This window comes from Phenylobacterium sp., assembly GCF_046290725.1.
Lineage (GTDB): Bacteria > Pseudomonadota > Alphaproteobacteria > Caulobacterales > Caulobacteraceae > Phenylobacterium.
On the sequence record NZ_JBKBUH010000001.1, the window covers coordinates 1179554 to 1206235 of the forward strand.

Sequence of the window (26682 nt, forward strand, 5' to 3'; positions counted from 1 at the left end):
AAGGATACGAACCCCAACGATGGCCAAGATCACCCTGGTGGACGACGACGAGAACATCGTCACGTCGGTCAGCCTCGCCCTGGAAAGCCACGGCCACACGGTCAAGGCCTATTACGACGGGGCCGCGGGCCTCGCCGCCCTGGAGAACGACCCGCCGGACCTGGCGATCCTCGACGTCAAGATGCCGCGCATGGACGGGATGGAGGTGCTGCGCCGCCTGCGGCGGAACTCCGACCTGCCGGTGATCATCCTGACCTCCAAGGACGACGAGATCGACGAGATCCTCGGCTTCAACCTCGGGGCCGACGACTACATGCACAAGCCGTTCAGCCAGCGGCTGCTGATCGAGCGGGTGAAGGCGGTGCTGCGCCGCGCCGGCGTCGACGGCGAAGAGACCCAGGCCGCGGCGGCGGCCGGCGAGGCGGGCGGCCGAGCCCTCAAGCGCGGCAAGCTGACCCTCGATCCGGCCCGTCACGACTGCCTGTGGGACGGCAAGCCCGTGAAACTGACCGTCACCGAATTCCTGCTGCTGCAGTCCCTGGCCCAGCGTCCGGGCTTCGTGAAGAGCCGCGACAACCTGATGGACGCGGCCTATGACGACCAGGTCTATGTGGACGACCGCACAATAGACAGCCACATCAAGCGGATGCGGAAGAAGTTCCGTGAGGTCGACCCCGAGTTCGACGCGATCGAAACCCTCTATGGCGTCGGCTACAGATACCGCGAATCCTGAGCGCGAGGCCCCGGCCAGGCCGCGGCGATCCTGGTTTTCGTGGCTCCCCGGCTCGCGGCTCGGCCGCCTGATCATCGTCCTCAACGTGCTGGGGCTGACGATCCTGATCGCCGGCGCCCTGGTGCTGAACGAGCTGCGACGCGGACTGGTGCGCGCCCGGATCGACAGCCTGTCGACCCAAGGCGAGCTGATCGTCAACGTCATCAACCTGGCCGCCACCTCGGGCGAGCCGGCGCCGCACCTGGACGCCTCGGCGGCCAGCGAGATCCTGCAGATCCTCTCCAACCCCCGCTCCCAGCGGGCCCGGCTGTTCGACGCCGAGGGAAACCTGATCGCCGATTCCTATTGGGTGGCCGATCGGGTGGAATGGCGCGTGCTGCCCCCGGCGCGGGCCCGCGAGGACGGCGGACTTTCGCTAGACCTCAACCGCGGCAAGCCCCCGCAGGAGGCGGAATCGGAGGCCGAACGCGCCCTGAGGACCGAGGTGCGGCGGGCCCTGACAGGCGCCCACTGGGCGGGCATGCGCACGGCCGGCAGCGGCGAGCGGGTGGTCTCGGTCTCCATTCCCATCCAGCACGTTCAGGCGGTGCTCGGCGTACTGACCCTGGAAGCCAGCGACGTGGACGAGATCATCGCCGCCGAGCGGCGGGCGCTGGCCCCCTTCATCCTGATCGCGATCAGCGTGACGCTGGTCTCCTCCCTGCTGCTCAACAGCCTGATCGCCCAACCGGTCCGGCGGCTGGCGCGGGCGGCCGACCGGGTGCGCCTGTCGCGGGCCCGCGCCATCTCCCTGCCCGACCTCGCCCGGCGCGACGACGAACTCGGCGACCTGACCCGAAGCCTCGAGGACATGACCCACGCCCTGTCGGAGCGGATGGACGCCATCGAAAGCTTCGCCGCCGACGTGGCCCACGAGATCAAGAACCCGCTGACCTCCCTCCGCTCGGCTGTGGAGACCCTGGAGCTGGTCAAGGACAACGCGGCGCGCGAGCGGCTGCTCGGCATCCTGAAGAACGATGTGAAGCGGCTCGACCGCCTGGTCACCGACATCTCCAACGCCTCGCGCCTGGACGCGGAGCTGTCGCGCGACGACCCGCGGGCCCTGGACGTGGGCCGCCTCCTTGCCGATGTCGCCCACCTTTACCAGGCCACGGCGCGCCCCGGGGACGTGCAGGTGGCCTTCTCGGCGCCCGAAGCGCTGGAGCCGGTCATGGTCTCGGGGCGCGAAGGGCCCCTCGGCCAGGTGTTCCGCAACCTGATCGACAACGCCCGGTCCTTCAGCCCAGCCGGCGGCGAGGTGCGGGTGCGCCTCGAGCGCAGTCGCGGTCAGGCGGTGGCGACCGTCGACGACGACGGTCCGGGAATCCCGCCGGACAATCTGGAGACCATCTTCGAGCGGTTCTACACCTCCCGGCCGAAGGGGGCGGCGTTCGGCGGCAATTCGGGCCTCGGCCTCTCCATCGCCCGCCAGATCGTCGAGGCCCACGGGGGAACGATCCGGGCGGAGAACCGGCGCGACGAGGCCGGCGCGGTGATCGGCGCCCGGTTCGTGGTCGCCCTGCCGGAGGCGCGGAAATGATCCTGCACGCGGGCCTGATAGCCCTGCGGCTGGACGGCCTCTGGCGTGGCGCGCTGATCGAGGGGGCGTCCGGCGCGGGCAAGAGCGACCTGGCCTTGCGCGCCCTGGACCTCGGCTTCCGTCTGGTGGCCGACGACCGGGTGGTGGTCTGGCGGAGCGGCGAGGCGCTCTATGGGCGCGCGCCCGACCCGCTGGCCGGCCTGTTGGAGGTGCGCGGCCTGGGCGTCCTGGCCGAGCGCCGATTGGAGTTCTGCCGGATCGGCCTTGTCGTGACGCTGGGCGAGCCGGAACGGGCGCCGGAGCCGATGTCCAAGGAATATCTCGGGTTGAGCCTTCCCGAAATCCGCCTCCTGGGGCGCGAAGCTTCGGCGCCTGCGAAACTGCGTCGCGCAATGCAGCATCTTGGAGCCGGGCCGGAAGGGGCGTATCTAAGCCCGCTCGCCTTAGGCGCACCGTCGCGGTCGAGTGGGGATTCTCGTTGAGAGACTTGGCATGATCGGGCTCGTGATCGTCACGCACGGGCGTCTGGCGGAGGAGTTCGTCTTCGCCATGGAGCACGTGGTGGGCCCGCAAACCGCCGTCGAGGCCATTTGCATCGGCCCCGAGGACGACATGGAAAAGCGCCGCAAGGACATCCTGGCCGCCTGCAGCGCGGTGGATTCCGGCGACGGGGTCATCCTGCTGACCGACATGTTCGGCGGCACGCCCTCGAATCTCGCCATCTCGGTGATGGAGCAGACCCGCGCCGAGGTCATCGCCGGCCTCAACCTGCCGATGCTGATCAAGCTGGCCTCGGTGCGGACCAAGCAGAACCTGGAGGACTGCGTCGCCTGCGCTCAGGAGGCCGGCCGCAAGTACATCTCCGTAGCCTCTTACGTGCTGGCCGGCGAGAAGTGAGCGCCGCGCGTACGGTCGAAATCGTCAACAAGCGCGGCCTGCACGCGCGGGCCTCGGCGAAGTTCGTCAAGCTGGCGGCCAGCTTCGACGCCGCCGTCAAGGTCAGCAAGGACGGCCAGACCGTGGAAGCCTGCTCGATCATGGGCCTGATGATGCTGGCCGCCGGCCCGGGCAGCGAGATCGCCATCGAGGCCGAGGGTCGGGAGGCCGCCGCCGCCGTGGAGGCCTTGGCCGCGCTCGTCGCCGCCCGCTTCGACGAGGACGAGTGAGCGCCCCCGTTCAGGTCTTCAGCTTGTAGCCCGTCCGGAACATCCAGCCGATCACCGCCAGGCACAGGACCATGAAGCCCAGAGTGGCGGCCAGGCTGATCCCGACATTCACGTCCGAGACGCCGTAGAAGGCCCAGCGGAAGCCCGAGACCAGATAGACCACGGGGTTGAACAGGGCGATCTGCGGCCAGATGCCCGGCAGCATGTTGATCGAATAGAAGCTGCCGCCCAGGAAGGTCAGCGGCATCACGATCATCATCGGCACGATCTGCAGCTTCTCGAAGCCGTCCGCCCAGACGCCGATGGCGAAGCCGAACAGGCTGAAGGTCGCCGAGGTCAGAACCAGGAAGGCCAGCATCACCAGCGGGTGCAGGATCGTGTAGTCCACGAAGAGCCGCGCCGTGGCCATGATGATGAGGCCCAGGATGATCGACTTCGACGCCGCCGCGCCGACATAGCCGATCACGATCTCCATGGGCGACACCGGCGCCGACAGCACCTCGTAGATCGTGCCGGACCACTTGGGCATGTAGATGCCGAAGCTGGCGTTGGAGATGCTCTCGGTCAGGATCGACAGCATGATCAGGCCCGGCACGATGAATGCGCCGTAGCTGACCCCGTCGATGTCGGCCATCCGCGAACCGATGGCCGAGCCGAAGACGACGAAATAGAGCGAGGTGGAGATCACCGGCGAGGCGATGGACTGCATCAGGGTGCGCCAGGTGCGCTCCATCTCGAACCGGTAGATGGCCTTGATCGCGTAAAGGTTCATGGCCGCGCCCTCACCAAGCTGACGAAGATCTCCTCCAGCGAGCTTTCGTTGGTCTGGAGGTCCTTGAAATCGATCCCGGCCTCGCCGAGGCGGCGCAGTAGGGGCGCGATCCCGGTCTCCTCGCTTTGGGCGTCGAAGGTGTAGATGAGCTCGTGGCCCTCGCCGGCCAGTTCCAGCTCATAACCGTTCAGGCCGGGCGGCAGCGCCTCCAGCGGGCTCTGCAGGTGCAGGGTGAGCTGCTTCTTGCCCAGCTTGCGCATGAGCACGTCCTTGTCCTCGACCAGAATCAGCTCGCCCTTGGAGATGACGCCGATGCGGTCGGCCATCTCCTCGGCCTCCTCGATGTAGTGGGTGGTCAGGATGATGGTGACGCCGCTTTCGCGAAGCCCCCTGACCATCTCCCACATGTCGCGCCGCAGCTCGACGTCCACCCCGGCGGTCGGCTCGTCCAGGAACAGGATCTTGGGCTCGTGGCTGAGCGCCTTGGCGATCATCACCCGCCGCTTCATGCCGCCCGAGAGCGCCATGATCTTGGCGTCCTTCTTGTCCCAGAGGCTGAGGTCGCGCAGGACCTTTTCGATGTAGGCGTCGTTGCGCGGCTTGCCGAACAGGCCGCGGGAGAACCTGACCGTCGCCCAGACGCTCTCGAAGGCGTCGGTGGAAAGTTCCTGCGGCACCAGGCCGATGGCCGCGCGGGCGGCGCGATAGTCGCGGACGATGTCGTGGCCGTCGGCCAGCACCTGGCCTGTGGTCGGGTTGACGATCCCGCAGACGATGCTGATCAGGGTGGTCTTGCCGGCTCCGTTGGGGCCCAGGAGGGCGAAGATCTCGCCCTTGCGGATCTCCAGGTCGACCGACTTCAGCGCCTGAAAGCCGCCGGCATAGGTCTTGGACAGGTTCTTGACGGATATGATCGGCTGCACGCGGGCTCCCCGGTCCTTCGAGCGTCCTCGCCAGATAGGGGCGAGGTTTCGCTCAAGCTAGCCCCGAGGACGAACGATGCTGTCAGCAGCCCACAAGGCGGGGGCAATTTCTTCGATGTCGTTCCGGTCTTCGGCTGCGCCGAAACCGCGATGACAGCGAGGGGTTCAAGCCTCCGCCGTCGCCGGGGCTCCCATCGGCCGCAGGCCCAGGTCGGCCAGCAGGGCTGCGTCCGCGTCCTTGTCGGGATTGGCGGTGGTCAGCAGCTTGCCGCCGATGAAGATGGAGTTGGCGCCGGCGAGGAAGCAGAGCGCCTGCAGCTCCCGGCTCATGTGCTCGCGCCCCGCCGACAGGCGCACCACGCTCTTCGGGCAGACGATGCGCGCCACGGCGATCATGCGCACGAACTCCAGCGGGTCGACCGAATCCGAGCCGCCCAGCGGGGTGCCGGGAATCGGCATCAGGTCGTTGATCGGCAGGCTGTCGGGATGGGCCGGCAGGGTGGCGAGCGCATGCAGCAGGCCGGCGCGGTCCGGGCGCGTCTCGCCCATGCCGACGATGCCGCCGCAGCAGGTGTTCATTCCCACCGACCGCACCGCTTCGAGGGTGTCCAGGCGGTCCTGGTAGGTGCGGGTGGTCACCACCTTGTCGTAGTAGTCGGGGCCGGTGTCGAGATTGTGATTGTAGTAGTCGAGGCCGGCGTCCTTCAGGGCCTGGGCCTGGTCGCGGGTCAGCATGCCCAGGGTGGCGCAGGTCTCGAGGCCGAGCGCCTTCACGCCGGAGATCATCGCCGCCACCTTCGGGACGTCGCGGTCCTTCAGGTCGCGCCACGCCGCCCCCATGCAGAAGCGCTGGGCCCCGCCGGCCTTGGCCTCGGCGGCGGCGGCGATCACGGCCTCGGCCTCCATCAGCTTCGATGCCGGCACCCCGGTCTGGAAATGCTGGGACTGGCTGCAATAGCCGCAGTTCTCCGGACAGCCCCCGGTCTTGACCGAGAGCAGCTGGGAAAGTTGGATCTCCGTCGGGTCGAACCAGGCCCTGTGGACCTCCGCCGCTCGGAAGACCAGCTCGGTGAACGGCAGCTCGAACAGCGCCTCGACCTCGGCCAGGGTCCAGTCGTGGCGCGGTCGTGCGGGGTCGACGGGACGGGCGGCTTGTGGGATGGGGGCGTTCATCGGGGCCTCATGCAGCGGACGGGCGCCACCATAGGCGGATCGTTCCCTTGGGGAAGCCTGCGGCGGCGAGGAGCCTATAGCGCATGGACGTCGGGTCAGCCGAGATCGAGCTGAAGTTCCTGTGCGAGCCGTCCGACCTGGAGGCGGTGCTCGCCGCCGCGCCGGACGGCGAGACCGTGCGCAAGGACCTGGTCTCCACCTATTTCGACACTCCGCAGGAGGATCTGCGCGCCAAGCGGATCTCCCTGCGGATTCGCGAAAGCGGCGGCAAGCGGGTGCAGACGCTCAAGCGGGGCGACGGTTTCGCCCGCGAGGAGTACGAGAAGGTGCTGGACGGCGAGGAGCTGGACCTCGCCATGACCGCGCTGTCGGAGGCCCTGTCGCCATCCAAGCGCAAGACGCTGCGCCCGGCCTTCACCGTGCGCGTCCGTCGACGCCAGCGCACCTTCCACTACGAAGGCGCGGTCATCGAGATCGCCGCCGACGAGGGCGAGGTGGAGGCGCAAGGCCGCAAGCGCCGGATCAGCGAGCTGGAACTGGAGCTGAAGGGGGGCGACTGCGCGCCGATGTTCGAGCTGGCGCGCCGGCTGTCGCGGACTGCGCCGCTCTACCTCTCCTTTGAGGGCAAGTCGTCCCAGGGCCAGGCCCTGCGCGAGGGCCGGGAGGCCGAGGCGCGCCGCCACGACCGCACGCCCCTGCCGGCGGAGGGGACGGCGGGCGAAGCCTTCGCGGTGGTCGCCCGCAATACGCTCTCCCAGATCGCCGCCAACGGCGCCCTGATCCGCGAGGCGCCCAATCCCGACGCCATCCACCAGCTGCGGGTGGCCGCGCGGCGGTTGCGCAGCGCGCTTTCCACCTTCAAGCCTCTGCTGGCCAGGGACGAGATGCGTGGGCGGCTGCGCGACGAGCTGAAATGGCTGGCCGGGGCGCTGGACGAGGCCCGCGACCTCGACGTGCTGGTGGGCGTCGACGGGGGCGAGGCGTCCGAGCTCGGCCGCGCGGCCGAACCGGCGCGGCGGCGCGCCTACGCCAAGGCCGCCGCGGCGGCGGCGTCAGGCCGGTTCCGCGAGCTGCTCTTGGAGGCGACCGCCTGGGTGGAGACGGGCGACTGGCGCTCGACCAACGCCGCCGAAAAGCCCGCCCGGGCCTTCGCCGCCAAGGCCCTGGACCGCCGCCTCAAGGCGCTCTCCAAGCGCGGGCGGCGCCTGGCGCGCCAGGACGATGCCGGCCGCCACGAGGCGCGCATCGCCGCCAAGAAGCTCCGCTACGCCGCCGAGGCCTTTGCACCGCTCTTCGGGGCGGAGGCGTCGGCCGCTTATGTGAAGCGCCTGAAACGGCTGCAGGAGGCGTTGGGCGCCGCGAACGACGCCGCCGTCGCTCGCGAGGTGGTCCAGCGACTGGATCTGAAAGGGCCCGCCCGCGCCGCGGCCGAGGCGGCCCTGGCCGAGCGCGCCTTCGTCAAGGCGGAGGCCGTGGAGGCCGCCGAGGCCGCGATGGACCGCTTGTTGGAAACGGCCCCGTTCTGGCGCTGAGGGGTCATATAAAGAAATCTTTATGTGTTTGTTGCCCCCATGGGGCGGCCCGGCTATAGAACTTCCAAGACAATCTCCCCGACAGGACGCCCGCATGATCGACTATGTCGTGAAAGACATCTCCCTCGCCGACTACGGCCGTAAGGAGATCGCCATCGCCGAAACCGAGATGCCGGGCCTGATGGCCGTGCGCGCCGAGTTCGGCAAGGACCAGCCGCTGAAGGGCGCCCGCATCGCCGGCTCCCTGCACATGACCATCCAGACGGCGGTGCTGATCCAGACCCTGGAAGCCCTGGGCGCGGAAGTGCGCTGGGCCTCGTGCAACATCTTCTCCACCCAGGACCACGCCGCGGCCGCCATCGCCGCGGCCGGCACCCCGGTCTTCGCCATCAAGGGCGAGACGCTGGTGGAGTATTGGGAATACGCCCACCGGATCTTCGAGTGGAAGGACGGCGGCTATCCGAACCTGATCCTGGACGACGGCGGCGACGCCACCCTGCTCTGCGTGCTCGGCCCCAAGGCCGAGAAGGATCCCTCCATCCTCGACAAGCCGACCAACGAGGAGGAGGAAGCGCTCTTCACGGTGATGAAGCGCTATCTGAAGGAGAAGCCGGGCTTCTATTCGGCCATCCGCGACGCCATCAAGGGCGTCTCGGAGGAGACCACCACGGGGGTCCATCGCCTGTACCAGATGGCCGAGCGGGGCGAACTGCCGTTCCCGGCGATCAACGTCAACGACAGCGTCACCAAGTCGAAGTTCGACAACCTCTATGGCTGCCGCGAGAGCCTGGTGGACGCCATCCGCCGCGGCACCGACGTCATGCTCTCGGGCAAGGTGGCCGTGGTGCTGGGCTATGGCGACGTGGGCAAGGGCTCGGCGGCCAGCCTCCGCAACGGCGGCGCCCGGGTGATGGTCACTGAAGTCGACCCGATCTGCGCCCTGCAGGCGGCCATGGAAGGCTACGAGGTGGTGACCGTCGAGGACGTGGCCGACAAGGCCGACATCTTCGTCACCGCCACCGGCAACAAGGATGTGCTGACCGTCGACCACATGCGGCGGATGAAGAACAACGCCATCGTCGCCAACATCGGCCACTTCGATTCCGAGATCCAGATCGCCGGCCTGCGCAACTTCAAGTGGGACGAGATCAAGCCGCAGGTCCACCACGTGGAGTTCCCGGACGGCAAGAAGATCATCGTCCTGTCCGAGGGCCGCCTGGTGAACCTGGGCAACGCCACCGGCCACCCCAGCTTCGTGATGAGCGCCTCGTTCACCAACCAGACGCTCGCCCAGATCGAGCTGCACACCAACCGGGACAGGTACGAGACCCGCGTCTACACCCTGCCCAAGCACCTCGACGAGAAGGTGGCCATGCTCCATCTGGAGAAGCTCGGCGCCAAGCTGACCAAACTCTCCAAGGACCAGGCCGACTATATCGGCGTGCCGGTGGAAGGTCCGTTCAAGCCGGAGCACTACCGCTACTGATCGGCCCAGATCCTCCCCCAGCGCCGCAGGCGCGGTTTGGGGTAGGCGGCTCGCCGTAGGCGAGACGGAGGGGGCGGCGCGGGAGTCAAAGTCCCCCTCAGTCAGGCTGCGTCTGACAGCTCCCCCAGCGGGGGAGCATCTGGTCCGCGCGGTCGGGGCCGGCTAAGCCTTCGCCCATGCCGCTCGCCCTGATCCTTTCCTCCTATGTGGCCGCCTCGCGCATCGGCGGGGCGGCGCAGCAGTACGCCCTGGCGCCGTTCAAGATCGATCCGGTCCTGGTCCCCACCGTGCTGTTCGGCGCCAATCCGGCCAAGGCCGGGCGCGGCCGGGCGGTGGATGCCGAGCTGTTCGCGCAACTTCTCCATGGCGTGGAGAGCCAGGGCCTGACGGGCCTCGTGGATCTCGTGATCACTGGCCATTTCTCCCTGCCGGAACAGGTGGACCTGGCCTGCGAGGCGATCGGCCGAATCCGCACGAGGGATCGGACCGGGGTCTATAATCGACAACCTATTGTCATCGTTGATCCTATACTCGGCGACGCCCCGAAGGGCCTCTATGTGAAGCCCGAGGTGGCCGCCGCCCTGGCGGAACGGCTTCTGCCCATGGCCGACTGGATCACGCCCAATGTCTGGGAGCTGGGCCATCTGACCGGCCGCGAGGTTGCGGACGCCGCCGAGGCGGCCGAAGCGGTTCGCGCTTTGGGCAAGCCAGCCCTGGTCACCTCGGTCCCGGCCGGGCCGGAGGAGATCGGCCTGCTCTGCTGCGCACCGGACGTGACGGTGCTCTTCGCCCATCCCCGGCGGGCCGAGGCTCCCAACGGCACGGGCGACCTGGTGACGGCGGTGTTCGGCGCGGGCCTGGTCGAAGGCCTGGCGCCGGTCGATGCGGCCGAACGGGCGGCGCGGGCCGTGGCCGAAACCCTGGAAGCGGTCGCCGAATGGCGTGCGCCGGACCTGCCGCTCGTGGCCTTGGGCGAACGCCTGGTTCGCCCGACGGCGCGGTTGCGTATAGAACGCCTCGCCTGAAGAGGATTCCATGGCTGAGATTCACGGCTTCGCCCACGACCGGTTCGCCGGAGTTCGCAGAGCCTTCGAGGACAATTTCGCGCAAGGCCTGGAACTCGGCGCGCGCTTCACCCTGGTGGAGGCGGGCGAGACCGTGGTCGACCTCTGGGGCGGCCACGCCGATCGGGGGCGCCAGGTCCCGTTCGATGCGCGCACCCTGACCGCCGTCTTCTCCACCACCAAAGCGCTCGCCGCCCTGCTGATCGCGCGCCTCGTGGACCAGGGGAAGCTCCGGTACGACCAGCCCGTCGCCGAGGTATGGCCGGAGTTCGCGCAAGGCGGGAAGGGGGCGATCACCGTCGAGCAGGCCATGAGCCACCAGGCCGGCCTCTCGGGGTTTCCCGACGAAATCGACCCCGCCCTGTGGTTCGATTGGGACGCCGTCTGCGCCAAGCTCGCCGCCATGGCCCCACTCTGGCCGCCGGGGACCGCCAGCGGCTATCACCCGATCACCTTCGGCTACATCGCCGGGGAAATCTTCCGTCGCGTGGACGGGCGAACGATGGGGACGGCCCTGCGCCAGGATCTAGCCGAACCCATCGGCCTCGATGTGTGGATCGGCCTCCCGGACGGCGAGCACGGCCGCGTCGCCGACCTGCAGCGCCCGAGCGGACTGCCCAATTTCGGCGAGCTGAACGAACCGACGCGCGCGGCCTTCCTTACCCGCTGGTCCTCGCCCGCCGGCCGCGGACAGGCAGAGTGGCGGCGGATCGAGATCCCGTCCGCCAACGGCCACGCGGCGGCGGAGGCGCTTGCGCGCCTCATGGGCGCTCTCGCGAACGATGGCTGGCTGGATGGCGAAGTCATACTTTCCCCCGCCCTGATCGCCGAGGTGGCGCGCGAGCGGGTCCGCGGCCCCGACCTCGTCCTGCCGTTCGAGATGAGCTGGGGCGCGGGCTTCATGCGCAACGAGACGGTCAAGGTCTGGGGTCCGGGCCTACAGACCTTCGGCCACTCCGGGTGGGGCGGCTCCTGCGCCTTCGCCGACCCGGAGCGCCGGCTGGGCGGCGCCTATGTCATGAACAAGCAGTCCACCGACCTGATCGGCGACGCCCGCGCCCGGCGGCTGATCGAGGCGGCCTACGCCGCGCTGTGACGCGTCCGGTTCACGCCGCGACCTGGGCCAGCCGGCGCGACCGCCGCCAGGCGCCGTAGGCGAACACCGCCGCGCCGCCCCAGATGAAGACGAAGGAGACGGCGCGCAGGGGCGTGAACGCCTCGCCTTGCGAGACGCCGATGAAGAAGCTGATCGTCGGCGCGATGAACTGCAGGAATCCAATCGCCGACAGCGGCAAGCGCCGGGCGGCCCAGGCGAACAGCACGAGCGGCGCGGCCGTGATCGGTCCGGAGGCCAGCAGCCAGGCGGTGGTCTCGGGGCTCGCCGTGAAATGGCCCGCGCCTGCGCTCTCGAGCCACAGGATCAGGGCCAGACTCGGCAGGCTGAGGATCAGGCATTCGATGAAGAGGCCGGTCTGGGCGTCGGCCGCCACCTGCTTTCGCACCACGCCATAGCCGCCGAAGCTGAAGGCCAGGGCCAGGGAGACCAGGGGCAGGTGGCCGAGCGCCGCGGTCTGCAGCAGCACGCCCACCACCGCCAGGCCGATGGCCGCCTGCCCGATGCGGTCGATCCGCTCGCGGAACAGCAGCGCCCCGCAGGCCATGTTGACCAGGGGATTGATGTAGTAGCCGAGGCTCGTCTCCAGCACCCGCCCTGAGGTGACCGCCCAGATGAAGATCACCCAGTTGGCTGTGATCAGGGCCGCGGAGACCGCGAGCCAGCCCAGCACCTTCGGCCGACGGAACACGCCCACCGCCTGGCGCCATTGTCGGGCCAGAAGGACGAAGATCAGCGCCGTGGGGGCGCTCCAGACGATCCGGTGCGCCAGCATCTCCCACGAGCCGACGCCCAGCTTGCCGATCACCTGGAAAGCCAGCGGCACGAAGCCCCAGATCAGGTAGCAGGCGATCCCGGCGGCGAGCGCGGTCGAGTGGGCGGGCGCGGAGGTCTTGACCACGGCTATGGTTCCGGGGGGCGGAGGATGGCGAGCCTCCGCCGCCGGCGCGTCGGGGGTTCTTCTGCTTAGCTAGGCGCGCCGCGGCCGGCGACAAGGCCCGACGCGAACTTCAACGTCAGGCGATCGCCTTGGTCTTCAGAAGGCCGCGCTCGTGCAGCAGCTCGGCGATCTGCACCGCGTTCAGCGCCGCGCCCTTGCGCAGATTGTCGGCCACCACCCAGAGCGACAGGCCGTTTTCCACGGTCGGGTCCTTGCGGATGCGGCTGACGAAGACGGGGAATTCGCCCTGGGCTTCCTTGGGCGTGATGTAGCCCTTGTCGTTCCGCTGATCGATGACGATCAGGCCGGGGCTCTCGCGCAGAATGTCTCGCGCCTCGTCCTCGTCCAGGGGGTCGTGGAACTCGATGTTCACGGCCTCCGAATGGCCCACCATCACCGGCACCCGCACGCAGGTGACGGTCAGGGCGATCGACGGGTCGATCATCTTGTGGGTCTCGTCCCACATCTTGGCTTCTTCGTCGGTATAGCCGTCGTCGCGGAACGCGCCGATGAAGGGAATCACGTTGAAGGCGATCTGCTTGGGGAACTTCTTGGGCTCGGAAGGGCCCAGGACGAAGACCCCCTTGGTCTGGTCCCAGAGCTCGTCCATGCCTTCCTTGCCGGCGCCGGAGACCGACTGGTAGGTCGCCACCACCACCCGCTTGATCCGCGCCCGGTCGTGCAGCGGCTTAAGGGCCACCACCAGCTGGGCGGTGGAGCAGTTCGGGTTGGCGATGATGTTCTTGCGGCCGGCATAGGCCACGTCGTCGGGGTTCACCTCCGGCACGATCAGCGGCACGTCGGGGTCCATGCGCCAGGCCGAGGAGTTGTCGATGACGATCGGGCCGGCGGCGCCGATCTTCGGCGACCATTCCTTGGAAAAGGCGCCCGAGACGCTCATCAGGACCACGTCGACCGTGGAAAAGTCGAACTGCTCGACATCCTGGCACTTCAGGATCTTCTCGCCGAAGGCGACCTCCACGCCGATGGACCTGCGGCTGGCGATGGCGTGAATCTCATCCACCGGGAAGTTCACTTCCTCGAGGATGTTCAGCATCTCGCGGCCCACATTGCCCGTGGCGCCGACCACGGCCACCCGATAGCCCATGGCGGTCTCCTTCCGATCGATCAGAGGCGGAGCGTCCCCTTACGCCCTCGGGTTCCCTGACGCAACGAGAGCGCGCCTATGACCTGGCAGGTCATGGACGGGCGGGCGCATGCGTGGCGTCTGGCCGTATGGAGATGCAGATGAGCCAAGACACCGGCATGCCCTTCGCCAACCTCATGGGCGTGGAGATCCTGGAACGGTCCAAGGAGAGAGTGGTGGGCCGCCTGACCGTGCGCGAGGACCTCTGCACCGCCGGCGGCATACTGCATGGCGGCGCCTTCATGGCCTTCGCAGATGCGCTGGGCGCCATCGGCGGGTTCCTCAACCTGCCGCCCGGGGCGCGGACGACGACGCTGGAATCCAAGACCAACTTCCTGGGCTCGGCCAAGGTCGGGAGCGTCGTCACCGGCCAAGCCACACCGCTGCACATCGGTCGCCGCTCCAGCGTCTGGCAGACGCGCATCGTGAGCGCCGAAGGCAAGCTGCTGGCGCTGGTCCTGCAGACCCAGATGACGGTCGAGGCCTAGCCGACCCCGATGTCCTCGGGCCGCACGGGGTTCAAGAGCGGCTCGCCGGCCCGGTAGCGGCGGAGGTTTTCCAGGAACAGGGCCTCGCCGCGCGCACCGGTGAGCTCGCCGCGGTTGGAGGCGTGCGGCGTCACCCGCACCTGCGGATGGTCCCAGAGCCAGCTGTCGGCCGGTAAAGGCTCGGTGCGGAAGACGTCCAGCACCGCGTGGGCCGGCTTTCCGGCGGCGAGGCCGGCATGCAGGGCGTCTTCGTCCAGCAAGCCGCCGCGGCCGATGTTCACCAGGATCGAGCCGGGCTTCATGGCGGCGAAGAAGGCGGCGTTCGCCAGGTCGCGGGTCTCCTCGTTCAGAGCGCAGGCCAGCACCACGACGTCGGCCTCGGGCAAGCGCCGCGGCAGGTCGGTCAGGGTGCAGACGGCGTCGGCCAGGCCCTCGGCGTCAGGCGTTCGGCGCACCGCCTCGACAGTCGCGCCGAAAGCTTTGGCGCGCTTGGCGATCTCGCGGCCGATATTGCCGAAGCCGACGATCAGCCATCGCGTCTGCGCGATCTCCCGGAACGGCACGCGGGTCCAGGCGTGCGCCCGCTGGTGCGCCGCCTGTTCGGCGATGGGGTGCAGCAGACTGAAGGCGTGGATGGTCACATATTCGGCGATGGCCGGCGCCTGGGCGCTGGAATTGGTGATTTGCAGCCCCGGTCGCGCCAGAGGCCGGAACATGGGGTTCTCGACGCCCGCGAACACCGTCTGGACCCAACGCGCATGGGGCGAGGCGGCGAGCTTGCCCAGATAGTCGTGCCCTTTGTGGCCGAAGGCGTCGAGGGTCAGCCACCACACCTCCGGCGCCAGTTGCGAATAGTCGACGGGGGTTCCGGCGAGCGTGATTGCGCCGTCCGTCTCCTGGACGGCGACCTCCAGGTCCGGCGCGAGGCCCGAAAGGCGCTCAGCGACGCGGTCGTAGGGGGCGCGCAGAAGTAGGGCTTGCATGGCGGCCGATCCTAGAGGGGGCGAACGGTCGCCGCCAAGCGGCGCAGATACATTGACAATGTCATTTCATTTCGACAACACATTGTCCTATGTCGAGTGAGGCGCTGACACGCTTCGTGCTGGAGATCGAGCGGACACAGGCGCAACTGGCCGCCGACAGCGACCGGCTGCTCGCCGAGCTCGGCCTCACCACCGCCCGATGGCGGGTCCTGCAGGCGCTGAATGCAGCCGGAAAACCTCGCACCGTGGCCCAGCTGGCCCGAGATCTCGGGGTGGCGCGACAGGGGGTGCAGCGCCTGGCCGACGAACTGGCCGCGTCCGGGCACATCGGCTACGTCCCGAACCCCGATCACGCCCGCGCCAAGCTGGCCGAGATGACCGAACGTGGCCGCAACGCCGCAGCCGAAGCCTTGCAGCGTAAGGCTTTCCAGGCCGAGGCTCTGGCCCAGGGCCTGTCGCCCGAATGGCTGGAGATCGGGACGGAACTGGCGCGCCTCGTCGCTCGGCGGAGCGCCAAGGCGGCGATTCCAAGATAGTTGACTCCGTCAAGTATCTTGGTTTTGCTGGGTTCGGGAGGGCGTTCCATGCTCACGATGGACCCGGTCGCCGCGGTGCGGCGCTTCAACCGTTTCTACACGCGCCGGATCGGCGCCCTGGACGAGCTCTATCAGGACTCGCCCTTCAGTCTGGCCGAGCTTCGGGTGCTCTATGAGGTGGCCAACGCCCCCTTGGGAATCACGCCCAAGGCCCTGGCGGCGGCGGCCGGCCTCGACCCCGGCTATCTCACCCGCATCCTCCAGCGCCTCAACCGCGAGGGCCTCACGGAGCGCCAGGCCTCGCCGAAGGACGCCCGCAGCGTCTCGGTATGGCTGACCTCGGAAGGTATCCGCACCTATAACGAGATGCGCCAGGCGGCCGAGGCGACGGTGGAGACCCTGATCGGCCACCTCACTACCACTCAGCGGGTTCGGCTGACCGCGGCCATGGGCGAGATCGAGACCCTGCTGGAGGCGCCCCCCGCCGGAGAGCTGGTGCTGCGGACGCACCGCCCCGGCGACCTCGGCTGGATCGTGCACCGGCACGGCGCGCTCTATGCGCGGGAGTACGGTTGGGGCGAACGGTTCGAAGCCCTGGTGGCGCAGATCGTCGCCGATTTCGTGCGCGGTTTCGACCCGGCGCGCGAACGCTGCTGGATCGCCGAGCGGGGGGGCGAGCCGCTGGGCTCGATCATGCTGGTGAAGGGCGAGAAGGCCGGCGAGGCGCGACTGCGCCTGCTGCTGGTGGAGCCCGCCGCGCGCGGCCTCGGCCTCGGACGCCGGCTGACGGCCGAGTGCCTGGCCTTCGCGCGGGCCGCCGGCTACGGCGAGGTGGTGCTCTGGACGCAGAGCATCCTGACCGCGGCCCGGCGGATCTACGCCGAGGCGGGTTTCGAGCTCGTCGACAGCCGGCCGCACAACGAGATCGGGGTCGACCTCGTCGGCGAGACCTGGCGGCTGAGGCTCTAGCGCCGGTAGGAGCCCAGGCCGGCGTAGCGGGCCAGACGGGCGGCCTTCTGGTTGGCCCGCGCCTCGAGTTCCGCGGTTTCGCGGTTGAACTCTTCGATCTCGCGGCGCAGGGCCTCGGTCTCGGCGAGCTTGCGGCGCTTTTCGGCCCGCTCGGCCTCGCGGCGGGCGCGAACTTCGGCGAGTTCGGCTTCGCGGCGGGCGGCCCGGTCGACCACGCCCTCGGGCGCAGTGACGGTGGGCTTGGTTTTCATCTTGGCCAGAAGGGCCTGCTTGGCGGCGGCCGAAGCGGCGGCGCGCTCGTTGAAGGAGTCGATAGTCCGGTTTTTCATGCGGGCGTCCGTCTGTCCGATCCGCGGGCAAAAATCAACCGCCGCCTGGGACTCTGGGCGCATCGGACGCATCCGTGTGGCCTTTGCGCACAGGTGGGAACCGTCCGGCGCGGCGATGCGCCCGCTCTTGCGGAGCCTGGGCCGGCGGGCGCATCCTCCGCCCAATGACCAGCCTCGCCTCCACCGATCTTGCGGTTCGAAGGGCCCGCCGCGACCACATCGTCGACACCCTGATTGAAGAGCGGGCGCCGAAGCTGTCCTCCAGCCCGCTCTGGCCCGCCGCGCGGCCGCTGCTCTACCGGATCCTGGACTACGGCAAGGCCCGGCGCATGGCCGACGCCATCGCGCCCCTGCCCGGCCGCGCCGCCCTGGACCACATCTCCGACCTTCTGAAGGTGCAGGTGGAGGCGAGCGGCCTGGAGCGGATCCCCCGGTCGGGGCGGGCGGTGCTGATCTGCAACCATCCCACCGGCATCGCCGACGGGATTGCGGTGTTCGATTCGGTGAAGGCCCTGCGCCCGGACCTCTGCTTCTACGCCAATTCCGACGCCCACCGCGTGGCGCCGCGCTTCGGCGAGGTGCTGATCCCGGTGGAGTGGGTGGAGGAGAAGCGCACGCGCGAGCGGACCCGGCTGACCCTCCAACTCACCCGCGAGGCCATGGAGGCGGAGCGCGCCCTGGTCATCTTCCCGGCTGGCCGGCTGGCGCGGCGCGGACCGGACGGCGTGCTGACCGATCCGGAGTGGATGCCCAGCGCCATCTCCATCGCGCGCAAGTATGGCGCGCCGGTGGTGCCGATGCATCTCTCGGGGCCGTGGTCAACCCTGTTTCACTTTTTCAACCGCTTCTCCAAGGAGCTGCGGGACATCACCCTGTTCCACGAGCTCCTGAACAAGCAGGGCCGCGCCTTCCGGCTCACCATCGGGCCGCCGACACCGGCCGAGCGGCTGGAGGGCGACGCCGCGGCCGCCACCCTCGCCCTCAAGGCCTATGTCGAACGTGTCCTGCCGCACGATCCGGATCGGCCCTTCGCATGATGGTCGAGGCCGAAGGCGACTTCCGACTGGCCGACGAGGCGGCCACCGCCCGGCTGGGCGCGGCGCTGGCCAAGGCGCTAAGGCCCGGTGAGGCGGTCTGCCTCTACGGCCCCCTGGGCGCCGGCAAGTCGACGCTCGCGCGCGCCTTGGTGCGGGCGCTCACCCGCCCCGACGAGGACGTGCCGAGCCCCACCTTCACCCTGGTGCAGTTCTATGAGGGCGAGGGCCTGAAGCTGGCCCATTTCGACCTCTACCGGCTCTCCTCCCCGGACGAAGCCTATGAGATCGGCCTGGACGAGGCGCTGGAGGACGGGGCGGCGGTGATCGAATGGCCCGAGCGGCTGGAGGGCCGCCTGCCGCCCGACCGGCTCGATCTGGAGATCGCGCCCGATCCGGAGTACGGGAGCCAGTCGCGCCGCGTGCGGCTGATCCCCGCCGGCGCCTGGGAAGGACGTGGGCTTGAGTTCCGAGCGTGAGGCCGTAAAGGCCGAATTCCTGCAGCGCCAAGGCTTCGGTGCGGCGAAGCGCACGCCGCTGGCCGGCGACGCCTCCACCCGCGCCTATGAGCGCCTGACCCTGCCCTCGGGCGCCAGCCTGATCTTCATGGACCAGCCGCCGGCCGCCGAAAGCGCCGTTTGCCCGCCCCAGGCGACGCCGGCCGAGCGCCTGGCCCTGGGTTATAACGCCGCATCCCGGCTGGCCGCGGGGTCGGTCGCGGCCTTCGTGGCGACGGCGGACTTCCTGCGGGAACGGGGACTCTCGGCGCCCGAGGTGCTGGCCTACGACGTCGAAGCCGGGCTGGCCGTGCTGGAGGATCTGGGCGACGACCTCTTCGCCACGCTGATCGCCTCGGGCCAGGCGGAGAGGCCGCTCTACGAAGCCGCCGTCGACGTGCAGGCGACGCTGCAGGCGAGCCCGCCGCCCCAGGTGCTGCGGGCGGGCGGAGCGGCGTGGCCGCTCCTGACCTATGACGCCCTCGCCCTCAAGGTCGGGACCGACACCTTCCTGGAATGGTGGCCCAAGTTCGCCGGGCTGGCCGCCTTCTCCACCGACGCCGTGGCCGAGTGGGATGCGCTCTGGGCGCCGGTCTGGGAACGCGGCGAGGCGGGCGCCGCAGTCTTCTGCCACCGCGACTACCACGCCCAGAACCTCCTCTGGCTCGGCGAACGGCGGGGTCCGGCCCGGGTCGGGCTGCTCGACTTCCAGGATGCGCTCCGCGCCCATCCGGCCTGGGACCTCACTCACCTCCTGCAGGACGCCCGCCGCGACGTCTCGCCGGAGCTGGAGGCCGCCATGCTCGATCGCTTCCTGGCCGCCCGGCCGGAACTGGAGCGGGAGGCCTTCCTCGCCGACTACCGGGCGCTCGCCGCCTCCAACGCCGCCCGCATCCTTGGGCGGGTGTTCGCCCGCCAGGCGTTGCTGGGCCGCCGGCAGTACGAGGCCTACATGCCGCGCACTTGGCGCTATCTGGAGCGGAACCTGGAGGATCCGGCGCTCGCCGGGTTGAAGGCTTGGTTCGGCGCCCACGTGCCGGCGGAGGCCCGGCGATGAGCGCGCCGCGCACCGCCATGGTGATGGCCGCGGGCCTCGGAACCCGGATGCGGCCCCTGACCGACAGCCGGCCGAAGGCCCTGATCGAAGTGGCCGGCAAGGCGCTGATCGACCACGTCATCGATCCCTTGGTCGAGGTTGGCGTGGAGCGGGTGGTGGTCAATGTCCACGCCTTCGCCGACGCCATGGAGGCGCACTTGAAGGCTCGGCGGGACGTGGAGGTGCGGATCTCCGACGAGCGCGCCCGGCTGCTGGAGACCGGCGGCGGCATCAAGCACGCCCGCGGCCTGCTCGGCGAAGACCCGATCTTCGTCTGCAACAGCGACTATGTGTGGATGAAGCCCGGCCGCCCCGCCCTGGAGGAGCTGGCCGCGGCCTGGGACCCGTCGCGCATGGACGTGCTGCTGACCGTGATCCCGAAGGATCGCACCCTCGGTTTCGACACGCCCGGCGACTTCTTCCAGGCCCCGGACGGGACCCTGACCCACCGGGGCGAGGCGGCCGAGGCGCCGCTCCACTGCTTCGGGATCGAGATCATCGACCCAACGCTCATCTACATCGATCCGCGCGAAGCCTTCACCCAGCGTGACACTTGGCTGGCGGCAAGCGCCCGCAAACGCCTGCATGGCCTGCAGTTCGAGGGCCTGTGGATGCAGGTCGGCGACCCCGCCGCCTTGAAGCTGGCGGAGGCGAGGCTGAAGTGAGCGGAGCGCCCCTGTTCGACCGGCCCGGCCCGCGCTGGTTCAACATCCCGGCGCACCGCCCCTTCGTCTCCGACCTCGCCAAGGGCCTGTTCGACGCGCTTTCCCCGTTCGGCCCCGAAGCCCTTTCCGACGCCACCGTCCTGACGCCCACCCGCCGGGGGGCGCGGGCGCTGGCCGACGCCTTCCTCGCCGTCTCGGGCGGCCGGGCCCTGCTGCCGCCGCAGATCAGGCCGATCGGCGATCTCGACGAGGGCGAGCCGCCCTTCGAACCCGGCGACATCGCCCTCGACCTGCCCGCCGCGATCGAACCCCTGAGGCGCCGACTCGAACTCACCCGCCTAGTCAAGGGCAAGGAGGCGCTGCTCGGCCGCGAGCTGGACGCCGCCGCCGCGCTCGAGCTCGCCGACGCCCTGGGCGCCTTCCTCGACAGCCTGCAGATCGAGGAGGTCTCGGCCGACGGCCGGCTGGCTGACCTCGCCGACGGCGACCTGGCCGAGCACTGGCAGGTCAGCCGCCAATTCCTCGAAGCCGCGCTCGAGGCGTGGCCGAAGCGGCTCGACGCGCTGGGCCTGGTGGACGTCAGCCAGCGGCGGGTGATCCTGCTCCGCCGCCTCGCCGAGACCTGGGACCAGGCGCCGCCGCCCGGCGTGCTGGTGGCCGCCGGCTCCACCGGCACGGCGCCGGCCACGGCCGATCTTCTGAAGGTGATCGCCGCCGCGCCGCAGGGGGCGGTCGTGCTGCCCGGCCTCGACGAAAGCCTCGCCGACGCGGCCTGGGCCGAGGTGGACGAACAGCACCCGCAAGGGGCGATGAAGCGCCTGCTGGCGCGCGCCGGCGTGGAACGGAAAGCGGTGCAGGTCTGGCCGGCCTCGGCCCGCTTCACCGCCCAGGGTCGCTGGCGTCGTCGGGTCGTCAACGAGGCGCTGCGTCCGGCCGAGCGCACCGCCGACTGGCTGGACGTGATCGCCGCCCTGCGCGCCGAGGCGGGCGACGGGACCGACCCGGTGGAACAGGGGCTCGCGGGCCTTTCGGTGATCGCCGCCCGCGCGGAGGAGGCGGCGGCGGCGACCGCGGCTCTGCTGCTGCGAGAGGCCTTGGAGACGCCGGGCCTCACCGCCGCTCTGGTCACCCCCGACAAGGGGCTGGCGCGCCGCGTCGCCGCCAAGCTGGCGCGCTGGGGGGTGACGCCGGACTCCTCGGTGGGCGAGCCCTTGGCCGCCTGCCGCTGCGGGGTGCTGGCCGGTCTCGTCGCCAAGGCGGCCGCGCAACGCCTGGACCCGGTGACTCTGCTGGCGCTCGTCAAACACCCGCTGGTGCGCCTAGGCCTGACGCCCGAGGCGCTGGAGGCCGCCCGCATCGAGCTGGAGCTGCACGGCCTCCGCGGGCCGCGTCCGGCCGATCGGGCGGCGCTCGAGGCCCGTCTCCAGGCGAAGGGCGCGTCGCAGGGGCTGGACCTCGCTCGCCGCTTGCAGGCGGCCCTGTCCCTCCTGGACGAGGCCGAGGCGAGCCCCGCCCAGGCCGCTGGACGGCTTGCCGAGACGATGGAGGCCTTGGCCGCCGGTCCCGAGGGCGGAGCCGGCGACCTCTGGGCCGGGCCAGGCGGCGAGGCCTTGGCGCGGCTGCTCGCCGGATTGATCGAGCATGGCGAGGGCCTCCCGCCCGCCACGCCTCGCGGTTTCGCCGATCTCCTGACCCGGCTGACGGCGGGCGAGACGATCCGCACCGGCGGCGCCACCCATTCGCGGCTCCGCATCCTGGGCGCCATGGAGGCGCGCCTGGTCCGCTCCGACCGGCTGATCCTGGCGGGGCTGGAGGAAGGTGTCTGGCCTCAGGGCGCGCCGGTGGACCCCTTCCTCTCGCGGCCGATGCGCAACCGCCTGGGCCTGCCGCCGCCGGAGCGGCGGGTGGGCCTGGCCGCCCACGACTTCGCCCAGGCCGCCTGTGCGCCGGACGTGGTGCTGCTGCATTCCGAACGCCGCGAGGGCGCGCCGGCGGTGAAGTCGCGCTGGCTGTGGCGGCTGGAGACGCTGGCCCGCGGCGCCGGCGTCGCCTTGCCCGGGCGGCCGGAGGGGCTGGACTGGGCGCACGCCTTGGATGCGGCGGGGTCCTACGCCCCTGTCCGCCGGCCGGCTCCGTCGCCGCCGCTCGCCGACCGGCCCCGGAAGCTCGCCGTCACCCGCGTCGAGGCCCTGACCCGCGATCCCTACGCCGTCTGGGCGCGCGACATCCTGAAGCTCTACCTGCTCGACCGTCCGGACGAGGCGGTGGAGGCCCGCGCCCGCGGAACCGCGATCCACAAGGCGTTCGAGCGCTTCGCTCTGGATCACCCGACCGCCCTGCCGGCCGACGCGGCGGCGATCTTCCAGGACCTCTATGTCGCCGAACTGGCCGCCGCCGGCATGCCGCGCGAGGCCCTGGCCCGCGAGACGGCGCTGGCGCGCGAGGCCGCCACCTGGGTGGCCGAGCTCGAGGCCCGCCGCCGCGCCGATGGGCGGACGATTCATGTGGAGCGCGAGGGCGCCCATACGATTCCGGCGCCCGGCGGCCCCTTCACCGTCACCGCCAAGGCCGACCGCATCGAGATCGACCCGCAGGGTTTCGGCCACATCCTCGACTATAAGACCGGCCGCGCCCCTTCGAAGAAGGTTGTGGAGGCCGGCTTCTCGCCGCAGCTCACCCTCACGGCAGCCATCCTGGCGGCCGGCGGCTTTCCGGGCCTGCCCGCCGCCGCGCCCGGCGACCTAACCTATCTGGAGGTGACCGGCCGCCGGCCCGCAGGCCGCGAGGAGGTCCGCGCCGCCGCCGGCGAGGAGAGCGCCGACGCCGCGGCCCGCGCCCTGGACGGCCTTGCGCGCCTAGTCGCCCAGTTCGACGCCGGCCGGCCCTACGCCTCGCGCACCGCCCCCCAGTTCGTGAAGCTGCACGTCAGCGACTACGACCACCTGGCCCGGGTGTTCGAATGGTCCACCAGCGGCGATGACGGGGACGAGACGTGACCGATCCCCAGCGCATCGCCGCCGATCCCCAGCTATCGGCCTTCGTCACCGCCAACGCCGGCTCGGGCAAGACCAAGACCCTCATCGACCGGGTGGCGCGCCTGCTGCTGGCCGGCGCCAGCCCCGAAACCATCCTCTGCGTCACCTACACCAAGGCCGCCGCCGCCGAGATGCAGCGCCGGCTGTTCGGACTCCTGAGCGGCTGGTCGGTCTGCGACGACGCGCGGCTGCGCACCGAACTGGCGGAGCTGGAGGGCCGGCCGGCGGCCGCCTACGACCATATCGCCCTCTCCAAGGCTCGCGCCCTCTTCGCCCGGGCGCTGGAGACGCCCGGCGGGCTGAAGATCCAGACCATTCACGCCTTTTGCGAGAAGCTCCTGCGCCGGTTCCCGCTGGAGGCGGGCATATCGCCGGGCTTCAAGGTGATGGACGACGCCGATGCGGCCGCCATCGTCGCCGACGCCAAGAAGGCCGTCGCGCGCCACGCGCTGCGGGGCGAGGGCGCGGTGGCCGAGGCCTACGCCCGCTTCTCGGTGGCCCTGGATTTCGGCGCCTTCCAGGCGATGTTCGGAGGCTTCGAGGCCGAGCGAGGCCGGCTCGCCGATTACTTCGAGCAGAAGGGCGGCCTCCCAGGCGCCTGCGCCGACGCGTGGAAGGCATGCGGCTTCGATGAGCCGACGGACGTCGAAGCCGTGGAGGCCGCGGTCATGGCGGCCCTCGACCGCGATCTCTGGCGCGCCTGCGCCGAGGCGCTCGCCCTGGGCGGCAAGACCGACCAGAAATGCGCCGAACTGCTGCGGGCGGTCGCCGCCGATCCTGCCGCGACCTTCGCCCAGTGCCTCGGCGCGCTGTTCACCGAGAAGGGCGAGGGAACGCCCGCGACCTGGGTCGCCAAGACCTCGGGGTTGAAGGCGCGGGAAGACCTGCGCGCGCGGCTGCTGACCGAACAGGATCGGCTGGAGACGGCGCGCGAGCGGCTGCGGGCGGCCAATGTGGCGCGCGACACCCAGGACGCCCTGATCCTCGCCCACGCCTATCTGGAGGCCTACCGTCTGGAGAAGCAGGCGGCGAGCGCCCTCGACTTCACAGACCTCATCGAGCGGGCCTATCGGTTGGTGGAGCATCGGCCGGCGGCGGCCTGGGTGCTCTACAAGCTCGACGGCGGCATCGACCACATCCTGGTGGACGAGGCCCAGGACACCGCGCCGGAGCAATGGCGCATCCTGCGGGCGCTGACCGCGGAGTTCTTCTCCGGCGCGGGCGTGGCGCGCCTGCGGGGGCTCGAGCGCAACATGTTCGTGGTCGGCGACGAGAAGCAGTCGATCTACTCCTTCCAGGGCGCGCAGCCGGAGCTCCTGTTCCACGAATTCGAGTTCCACCGCGACCGGGCGACGGGCTCCGGCCTGACGTTCGAGCGGGTGGATCTGCTCGACTCCTGGCGCTCGACGCCGGAGGTGCTGAGTTTCGTCGACGTCTGTTTTTCGCCCCCGGAGCTCGCCCAGGCGATTCTGCCGCGACGCGCCGCCGAAGCCATCGTCCACACTCCCAAGCGGACCGACCACGCCGGGTGCGTCGATCTTTGGCCTTTGGAGCGGGAGGAGAAGGGCGAGGCCCGGGAGGCCTGGGATGCGCCGCTGGACGCCGAGGGCGAGCGCAGCGCCAACAAGCGGCTGGCCGAGAAGATCGCCGCGGAAATCGCCGCCATCGTCGCGCGCGGCGACGCCGTCTACGACAAGGATCTGCGCGACTGGCGCCCGGCCCGCCCGGGCGACGTGCTGATCCTGGTGCGCCGCCGCAAGGCGCTGTTCGAAGAGATCCTGCGCGCTCTGAAGCGTCGGGGCCTGCCCGTGGCCGGCGCCGACCGCCTGGCGCTTTCGGAGCACATCGTTTTCGACGATCTCCTGGCGCTCGCCCGGTTCGTACAGTTCCCGCAGGACGAGCTCACTCTCGCGGCGCTGTTGAAGAGCCCCTTCTGCGGCCTCGACGACGACAGCCTCTACGCCCTCGCCCACGGCCGTGGGCGGGAGAACCTATGGCGGCGCCTGCAGCGCCGATGTGAGGAGCGGACTGACTGGGGCTGGGCTTGCGGGTTCCTGGAAGACGCGCTGGCGGGGGCGCGGACCCAGGCGCCCTTCGAGTTCTACAGCCGCAGGCTCGATGCACAGGACCTCACGGGCGCATCCATGCGGCGGCGGCTCCTGACCCGGCTGGGAAGCGAGGCTGAGGACGCCGTCGACGAGTTCCTGGCCCAGGTGTTGGCGGCCGAGGCGCGGGGAATCTGCGACCTGGAAGGCCTGGCCGCGGCCTTCGCCAGCCTCGACATCGCCGTGAAGCGGGAGATGGAAGCCGGCCGCGACGAGGTGCGGGTGATGACCGCCCACGGGGCGAAGGGGCTGGAGGCGCCCATCGTCTTCCTGCCGGAGACCACGCTTGCGCGCGGGGCGAGGGGCTCGCCCCTGATGCCGACGCCCGAGGGCGGCTTCCTCTGGTGTGTCTCCAAGACCGCCGACTGCAAGGCCTCGGCTGCCGCCCGCGAGTTGCGCGCCCGCAAGGAGGACGAGGAGGCCTGCCGCCTGCTCTATGTGGCCCTGACCCGCGCCCGCGACCGCCTGGTGCTGTGCGGCCGGATCTCCGCCACCGCCAAGGAGGAGAATATCGGCGGCTGGTGGGGCCACCTGAGCGCGGCGTTCCAGCACGCCGCCATCGCCGAGCGCTGTCGTACCGTCTCAAGCGGCGGCATGGAGGTCCTGCGCTTCGGCGCCGATCCGGAGGCGCTGACCGCCGCAGCGGCGGCCGGAGGCTCGCCGTCGAGCCTCCCCACCTGGGCGCAGCTCCCCGCCGCCCCGGAGCCCTTCGCCCGATACGCCTCGCCGTCCCAGCTTGGGGAGGATACGGTCTTTCCCGCGGCCTCGCCGCTCGCGCGCACCCGGGGGCTGGGCCGCTTCCGCCGGGGCGACCTGATCCACCGCCTGCTGCAGTTGCTGCCCGATCTTCCGCCGCAGGATCGCCGCTCGGCGGCCGAGCGCATCCTGGCGCGGGAGCCCGACCTGTCGCCTGACCAGCGTGTCGAGATGATCGCCGCCGCTTTCGGCGTGCTGGAGGACACGCGGTTCTCCGAGGTGTTCGGGCCGGGCGGGCGGGCCGAGGCGCCGGTGGCCGGCTCTTCGCCAGCCCTGCCGCCGGGCTTGGCCGTGTCCGGGCGAATCGACCGCTTGGTGGTGCTGCCCGACCGGGTGCTGGCCGTCGATTTCAAGACCAACCGCCCCTCGCCGGACCGGATCGAAGCGGCCGATCCTGCCTATCTGCGCCAGATGGCGGTCTATGCCACGGTGCTGGCGGAAATCTTTCCCGGCCGGCGGATCGAGGCGGCTTTGGTCTGGACCGATGGCCCCAAGCTGATGGCGGTTCCAGAAAAGCTGTTGGCCGACACCCTTGCCGAGCTGGGCCGTGAAGGTTGATA

The 26682-nt window shown here is 70.3% G+C and carries 25 protein-coding genes; 18 read left to right on the forward strand and 7 right to left on the reverse strand.

The genetic code is table 11. The features are described from left to right. Positions 1-19 precede the first annotated feature (19 nt). From ACK41C_RS06245 to ACK41C_RS06265, 5 genes are read left to right on the forward strand one after another with little or no spacing between them, the layout of a single operon-like run. Positions 20-733, forward strand: a complete 714-nt coding sequence (locus ACK41C_RS06245; RefSeq protein ID WP_409651620.1) for a response regulator transcription factor — start codon at positions 20-22, stop codon at positions 731-733. After that, positions 702-2312 carry a stimulus-sensing domain-containing protein gene (locus ACK41C_RS06250; RefSeq protein ID WP_409651622.1) on the forward strand — a complete coding sequence of 537 codons (1611 nt, stop codon included), beginning with the start codon at positions 702-704 and terminating at the stop codon, positions 2310-2312. The genes ACK41C_RS06245 and ACK41C_RS06250 overlap by 32 nt, the downstream gene beginning before the upstream one ends. Then, positions 2309-2794 (forward strand): HPr kinase/phosphorylase, encoded by a 486-nt coding sequence (locus ACK41C_RS06255; protein WP_409651625.1) that lies wholly within the window; start codon positions 2309-2311, stop codon positions 2792-2794. The genes ACK41C_RS06250 and ACK41C_RS06255 overlap by 4 nt, the downstream gene beginning before the upstream one ends. A gap of 10 nt (positions 2795-2804) precedes the next feature. Further along, the gene (locus ACK41C_RS06260; RefSeq protein WP_409651627.1) at positions 2805-3209 is read left to right on the forward strand and encodes a PTS sugar transporter subunit IIA; all 405 of its coding nucleotides are present in this window, start codon (positions 2805-2807) and stop codon (positions 3207-3209) included. Then, the gene (locus ACK41C_RS06265; protein ID WP_409651629.1) at positions 3206-3478 is read left to right on the forward strand and encodes an HPr family phosphocarrier protein; all 273 of its coding nucleotides are present in this window, start codon (positions 3206-3208) and stop codon (positions 3476-3478) included. Before ACK41C_RS06260 ends, ACK41C_RS06265 begins: the two co-directional genes overlap by 4 nt. A 10-nt stretch (positions 3479-3488) precedes the next feature. Here the strand turns inward: ACK41C_RS06265 and ACK41C_RS06270 are convergent, their stop codons facing one another. The 3 genes from ACK41C_RS06270 to bioB all read right to left on the reverse strand — a co-directional run bounded on the left by ACK41C_RS06270 (position 3489) and on the right by bioB (position 6346). Then, positions 3489-4250 carry an ABC transporter permease gene (locus ACK41C_RS06270; protein WP_409651632.1) on the reverse strand — a complete coding sequence of 254 codons (762 nt, stop codon included), beginning with the start codon at positions 4248-4250 and terminating at the stop codon, positions 3489-3491. Further along, on the reverse strand, positions 4247-5209 hold the full coding sequence (locus ACK41C_RS06275) for an ABC transporter ATP-binding protein (RefSeq protein WP_409653939.1): 963 nt from the start codon (positions 5207-5209) through the stop codon (positions 4247-4249). Before ACK41C_RS06275 ends, ACK41C_RS06270 begins: the two co-directional genes overlap by 4 nt. Positions 5210-5338: 129 nt before the next feature. Further along, positions 5339-6346, reverse strand: a complete 1008-nt coding sequence (gene bioB / locus ACK41C_RS06280; RefSeq protein WP_409651634.1) for a biotin synthase BioB — start codon at positions 6344-6346, stop codon at positions 5339-5341. An 83-nt stretch (positions 6347-6429) separates the two neighbouring features. Between bioB and ACK41C_RS06285 the strand changes: the two genes are divergently transcribed. From ACK41C_RS06285 to ACK41C_RS06300, 4 genes are all read left to right on the forward strand, one after another. Next, a complete protein-coding gene (locus ACK41C_RS06285) occupies positions 6430-7878 on the forward strand; it encodes a CHAD domain-containing protein (RefSeq protein WP_409651636.1) in 1449 nt (482 codons plus the stop codon). A gap of 94 nt (positions 7879-7972) precedes the next feature. After that, on the forward strand, positions 7973-9364 hold the full coding sequence (gene ahcY / locus ACK41C_RS06290; RefSeq protein ID WP_409651639.1) for an adenosylhomocysteinase: 1392 nt from the start codon (positions 7973-7975) through the stop codon (positions 9362-9364). A 176-nt stretch (positions 9365-9540) separates the two neighbouring features. Further along, the gene (locus tag ACK41C_RS06295) at positions 9541-10389 is read left to right on the forward strand and encodes a PfkB family carbohydrate kinase (protein ID WP_409651641.1); all 849 of its coding nucleotides are present in this window, start codon (positions 9541-9543) and stop codon (positions 10387-10389) included. Between the two features lie 10 nt (positions 10390-10399). Beyond that, entirely contained in the window at positions 10400-11524 is a 1125-nt protein-coding gene (locus tag ACK41C_RS06300; protein ID WP_409651644.1) for a serine hydrolase domain-containing protein, read from the forward strand. 10 nt (positions 11525-11534) lie between these two features. On the opposite strand, the gene rarD is transcribed toward ACK41C_RS06300, so the two are convergent. Beyond that, on the reverse strand, positions 11535-12443 hold the full coding sequence (gene rarD / locus ACK41C_RS06305; RefSeq protein WP_409651646.1) for an EamA family transporter RarD: 909 nt from the start codon (positions 12441-12443) through the stop codon (positions 11535-11537). A 115-nt stretch (positions 12444-12558) separates the two neighbouring features. After that, positions 12559-13590 (reverse strand): aspartate-semialdehyde dehydrogenase, encoded by a 1032-nt coding sequence (locus ACK41C_RS06310; protein WP_409651649.1) that lies wholly within the window; start codon positions 13588-13590, stop codon positions 12559-12561. Positions 13591-13730: 140 nt separating this feature from the next. On the opposite strand from ACK41C_RS06310, the gene ACK41C_RS06315 reads away from it, so the two are divergent. Further along, positions 13731-14117, forward strand: coding sequence for a PaaI family thioesterase (locus tag ACK41C_RS06315; protein ID WP_409651651.1), 387 nt, complete (start codon positions 13731-13733; stop codon positions 14115-14117). Here the strand turns inward: ACK41C_RS06315 and ACK41C_RS06320 are convergent. Continuing rightward, positions 14114-15100, reverse strand: a complete 987-nt coding sequence (locus ACK41C_RS06320) for a D-2-hydroxyacid dehydrogenase (RefSeq protein WP_409651654.1) — start codon at positions 15098-15100, stop codon at positions 14114-14116. The two genes, ACK41C_RS06315 and ACK41C_RS06320, sit on opposite strands and share 4 nt — an antisense overlap. Before the next feature lie 89 nt (positions 15101-15189). Between ACK41C_RS06320 and ACK41C_RS06325 the strand changes: the two genes are divergently transcribed. Continuing rightward, positions 15190-15636, forward strand: a complete 447-nt coding sequence (locus tag ACK41C_RS06325; protein ID WP_409651656.1) for a MarR family winged helix-turn-helix transcriptional regulator — start codon at positions 15190-15192, stop codon at positions 15634-15636. Positions 15637-15684: 48 nt separating this feature from the next. Continuing rightward, complete coding sequence (locus ACK41C_RS06330; protein WP_409651659.1) at positions 15685-16605, forward strand: GNAT family N-acetyltransferase; 921 nt, start codon at positions 15685-15687, stop codon at positions 16603-16605. On the opposite strand, the gene ACK41C_RS06335 is transcribed toward ACK41C_RS06330, so the two are convergent. Continuing rightward, positions 16602-16934 carry a DUF6481 family protein gene (locus tag ACK41C_RS06335; RefSeq protein WP_409651662.1) on the reverse strand — a complete coding sequence of 111 codons (333 nt, stop codon included), beginning with the start codon at positions 16932-16934 and terminating at the stop codon, positions 16602-16604. The genes ACK41C_RS06330 and ACK41C_RS06335 overlap by 4 nt on opposite strands. Positions 16935-17098: 164 nt before the next feature. Here ACK41C_RS06335 and ACK41C_RS06340 point away from each other — a divergent pair, with 164 nt between their 5' ends. The 6 genes from ACK41C_RS06340 to addA are packed head-to-tail and all read left to right on the forward strand — an operon-like array spanning position 17099 to position 26680. Further along, the gene (locus ACK41C_RS06340) at positions 17099-17971 is read left to right on the forward strand and encodes a 1-acyl-sn-glycerol-3-phosphate acyltransferase (protein WP_409651665.1); all 873 of its coding nucleotides are present in this window, start codon (positions 17099-17101) and stop codon (positions 17969-17971) included. Beyond that, a complete protein-coding gene (gene tsaE, locus ACK41C_RS06345; protein ID WP_409651667.1) occupies positions 17968-18447 on the forward strand; it encodes a tRNA (adenosine(37)-N6)-threonylcarbamoyltransferase complex ATPase subunit type 1 TsaE in 480 nt (159 codons plus the stop codon). Before ACK41C_RS06340 ends, tsaE begins: the two co-directional genes overlap by 4 nt. Next, complete coding sequence (gene amgK / locus ACK41C_RS06350) at positions 18431-19522, forward strand: N-acetylmuramate/N-acetylglucosamine kinase AmgK (protein ID WP_409651670.1); 1092 nt, start codon at positions 18431-18433, stop codon at positions 19520-19522. Before tsaE ends, amgK begins: the two co-directional genes overlap by 17 nt. After that, positions 19519-20226 carry a nucleotidyltransferase family protein gene (locus ACK41C_RS06355; RefSeq protein ID WP_409651673.1) on the forward strand — a complete coding sequence of 236 codons (708 nt, stop codon included), beginning with the start codon at positions 19519-19521 and terminating at the stop codon, positions 20224-20226. Before amgK ends, ACK41C_RS06355 begins: the two co-directional genes overlap by 4 nt. Next, a complete protein-coding gene (gene addB / locus ACK41C_RS06360) occupies positions 20223-23222 on the forward strand; it encodes a double-strand break repair protein AddB (RefSeq protein WP_409651676.1) in 3000 nt (999 codons plus the stop codon). Before ACK41C_RS06355 ends, addB begins: the two co-directional genes overlap by 4 nt. Continuing rightward, complete coding sequence (addA, locus tag ACK41C_RS06365) at positions 23219-26680, forward strand: double-strand break repair helicase AddA (protein WP_409651678.1); 3462 nt, start codon at positions 23219-23221, stop codon at positions 26678-26680. Before addB ends, addA begins: the two co-directional genes overlap by 4 nt. Positions 26681-26682 lie beyond the last annotated feature (2 nt).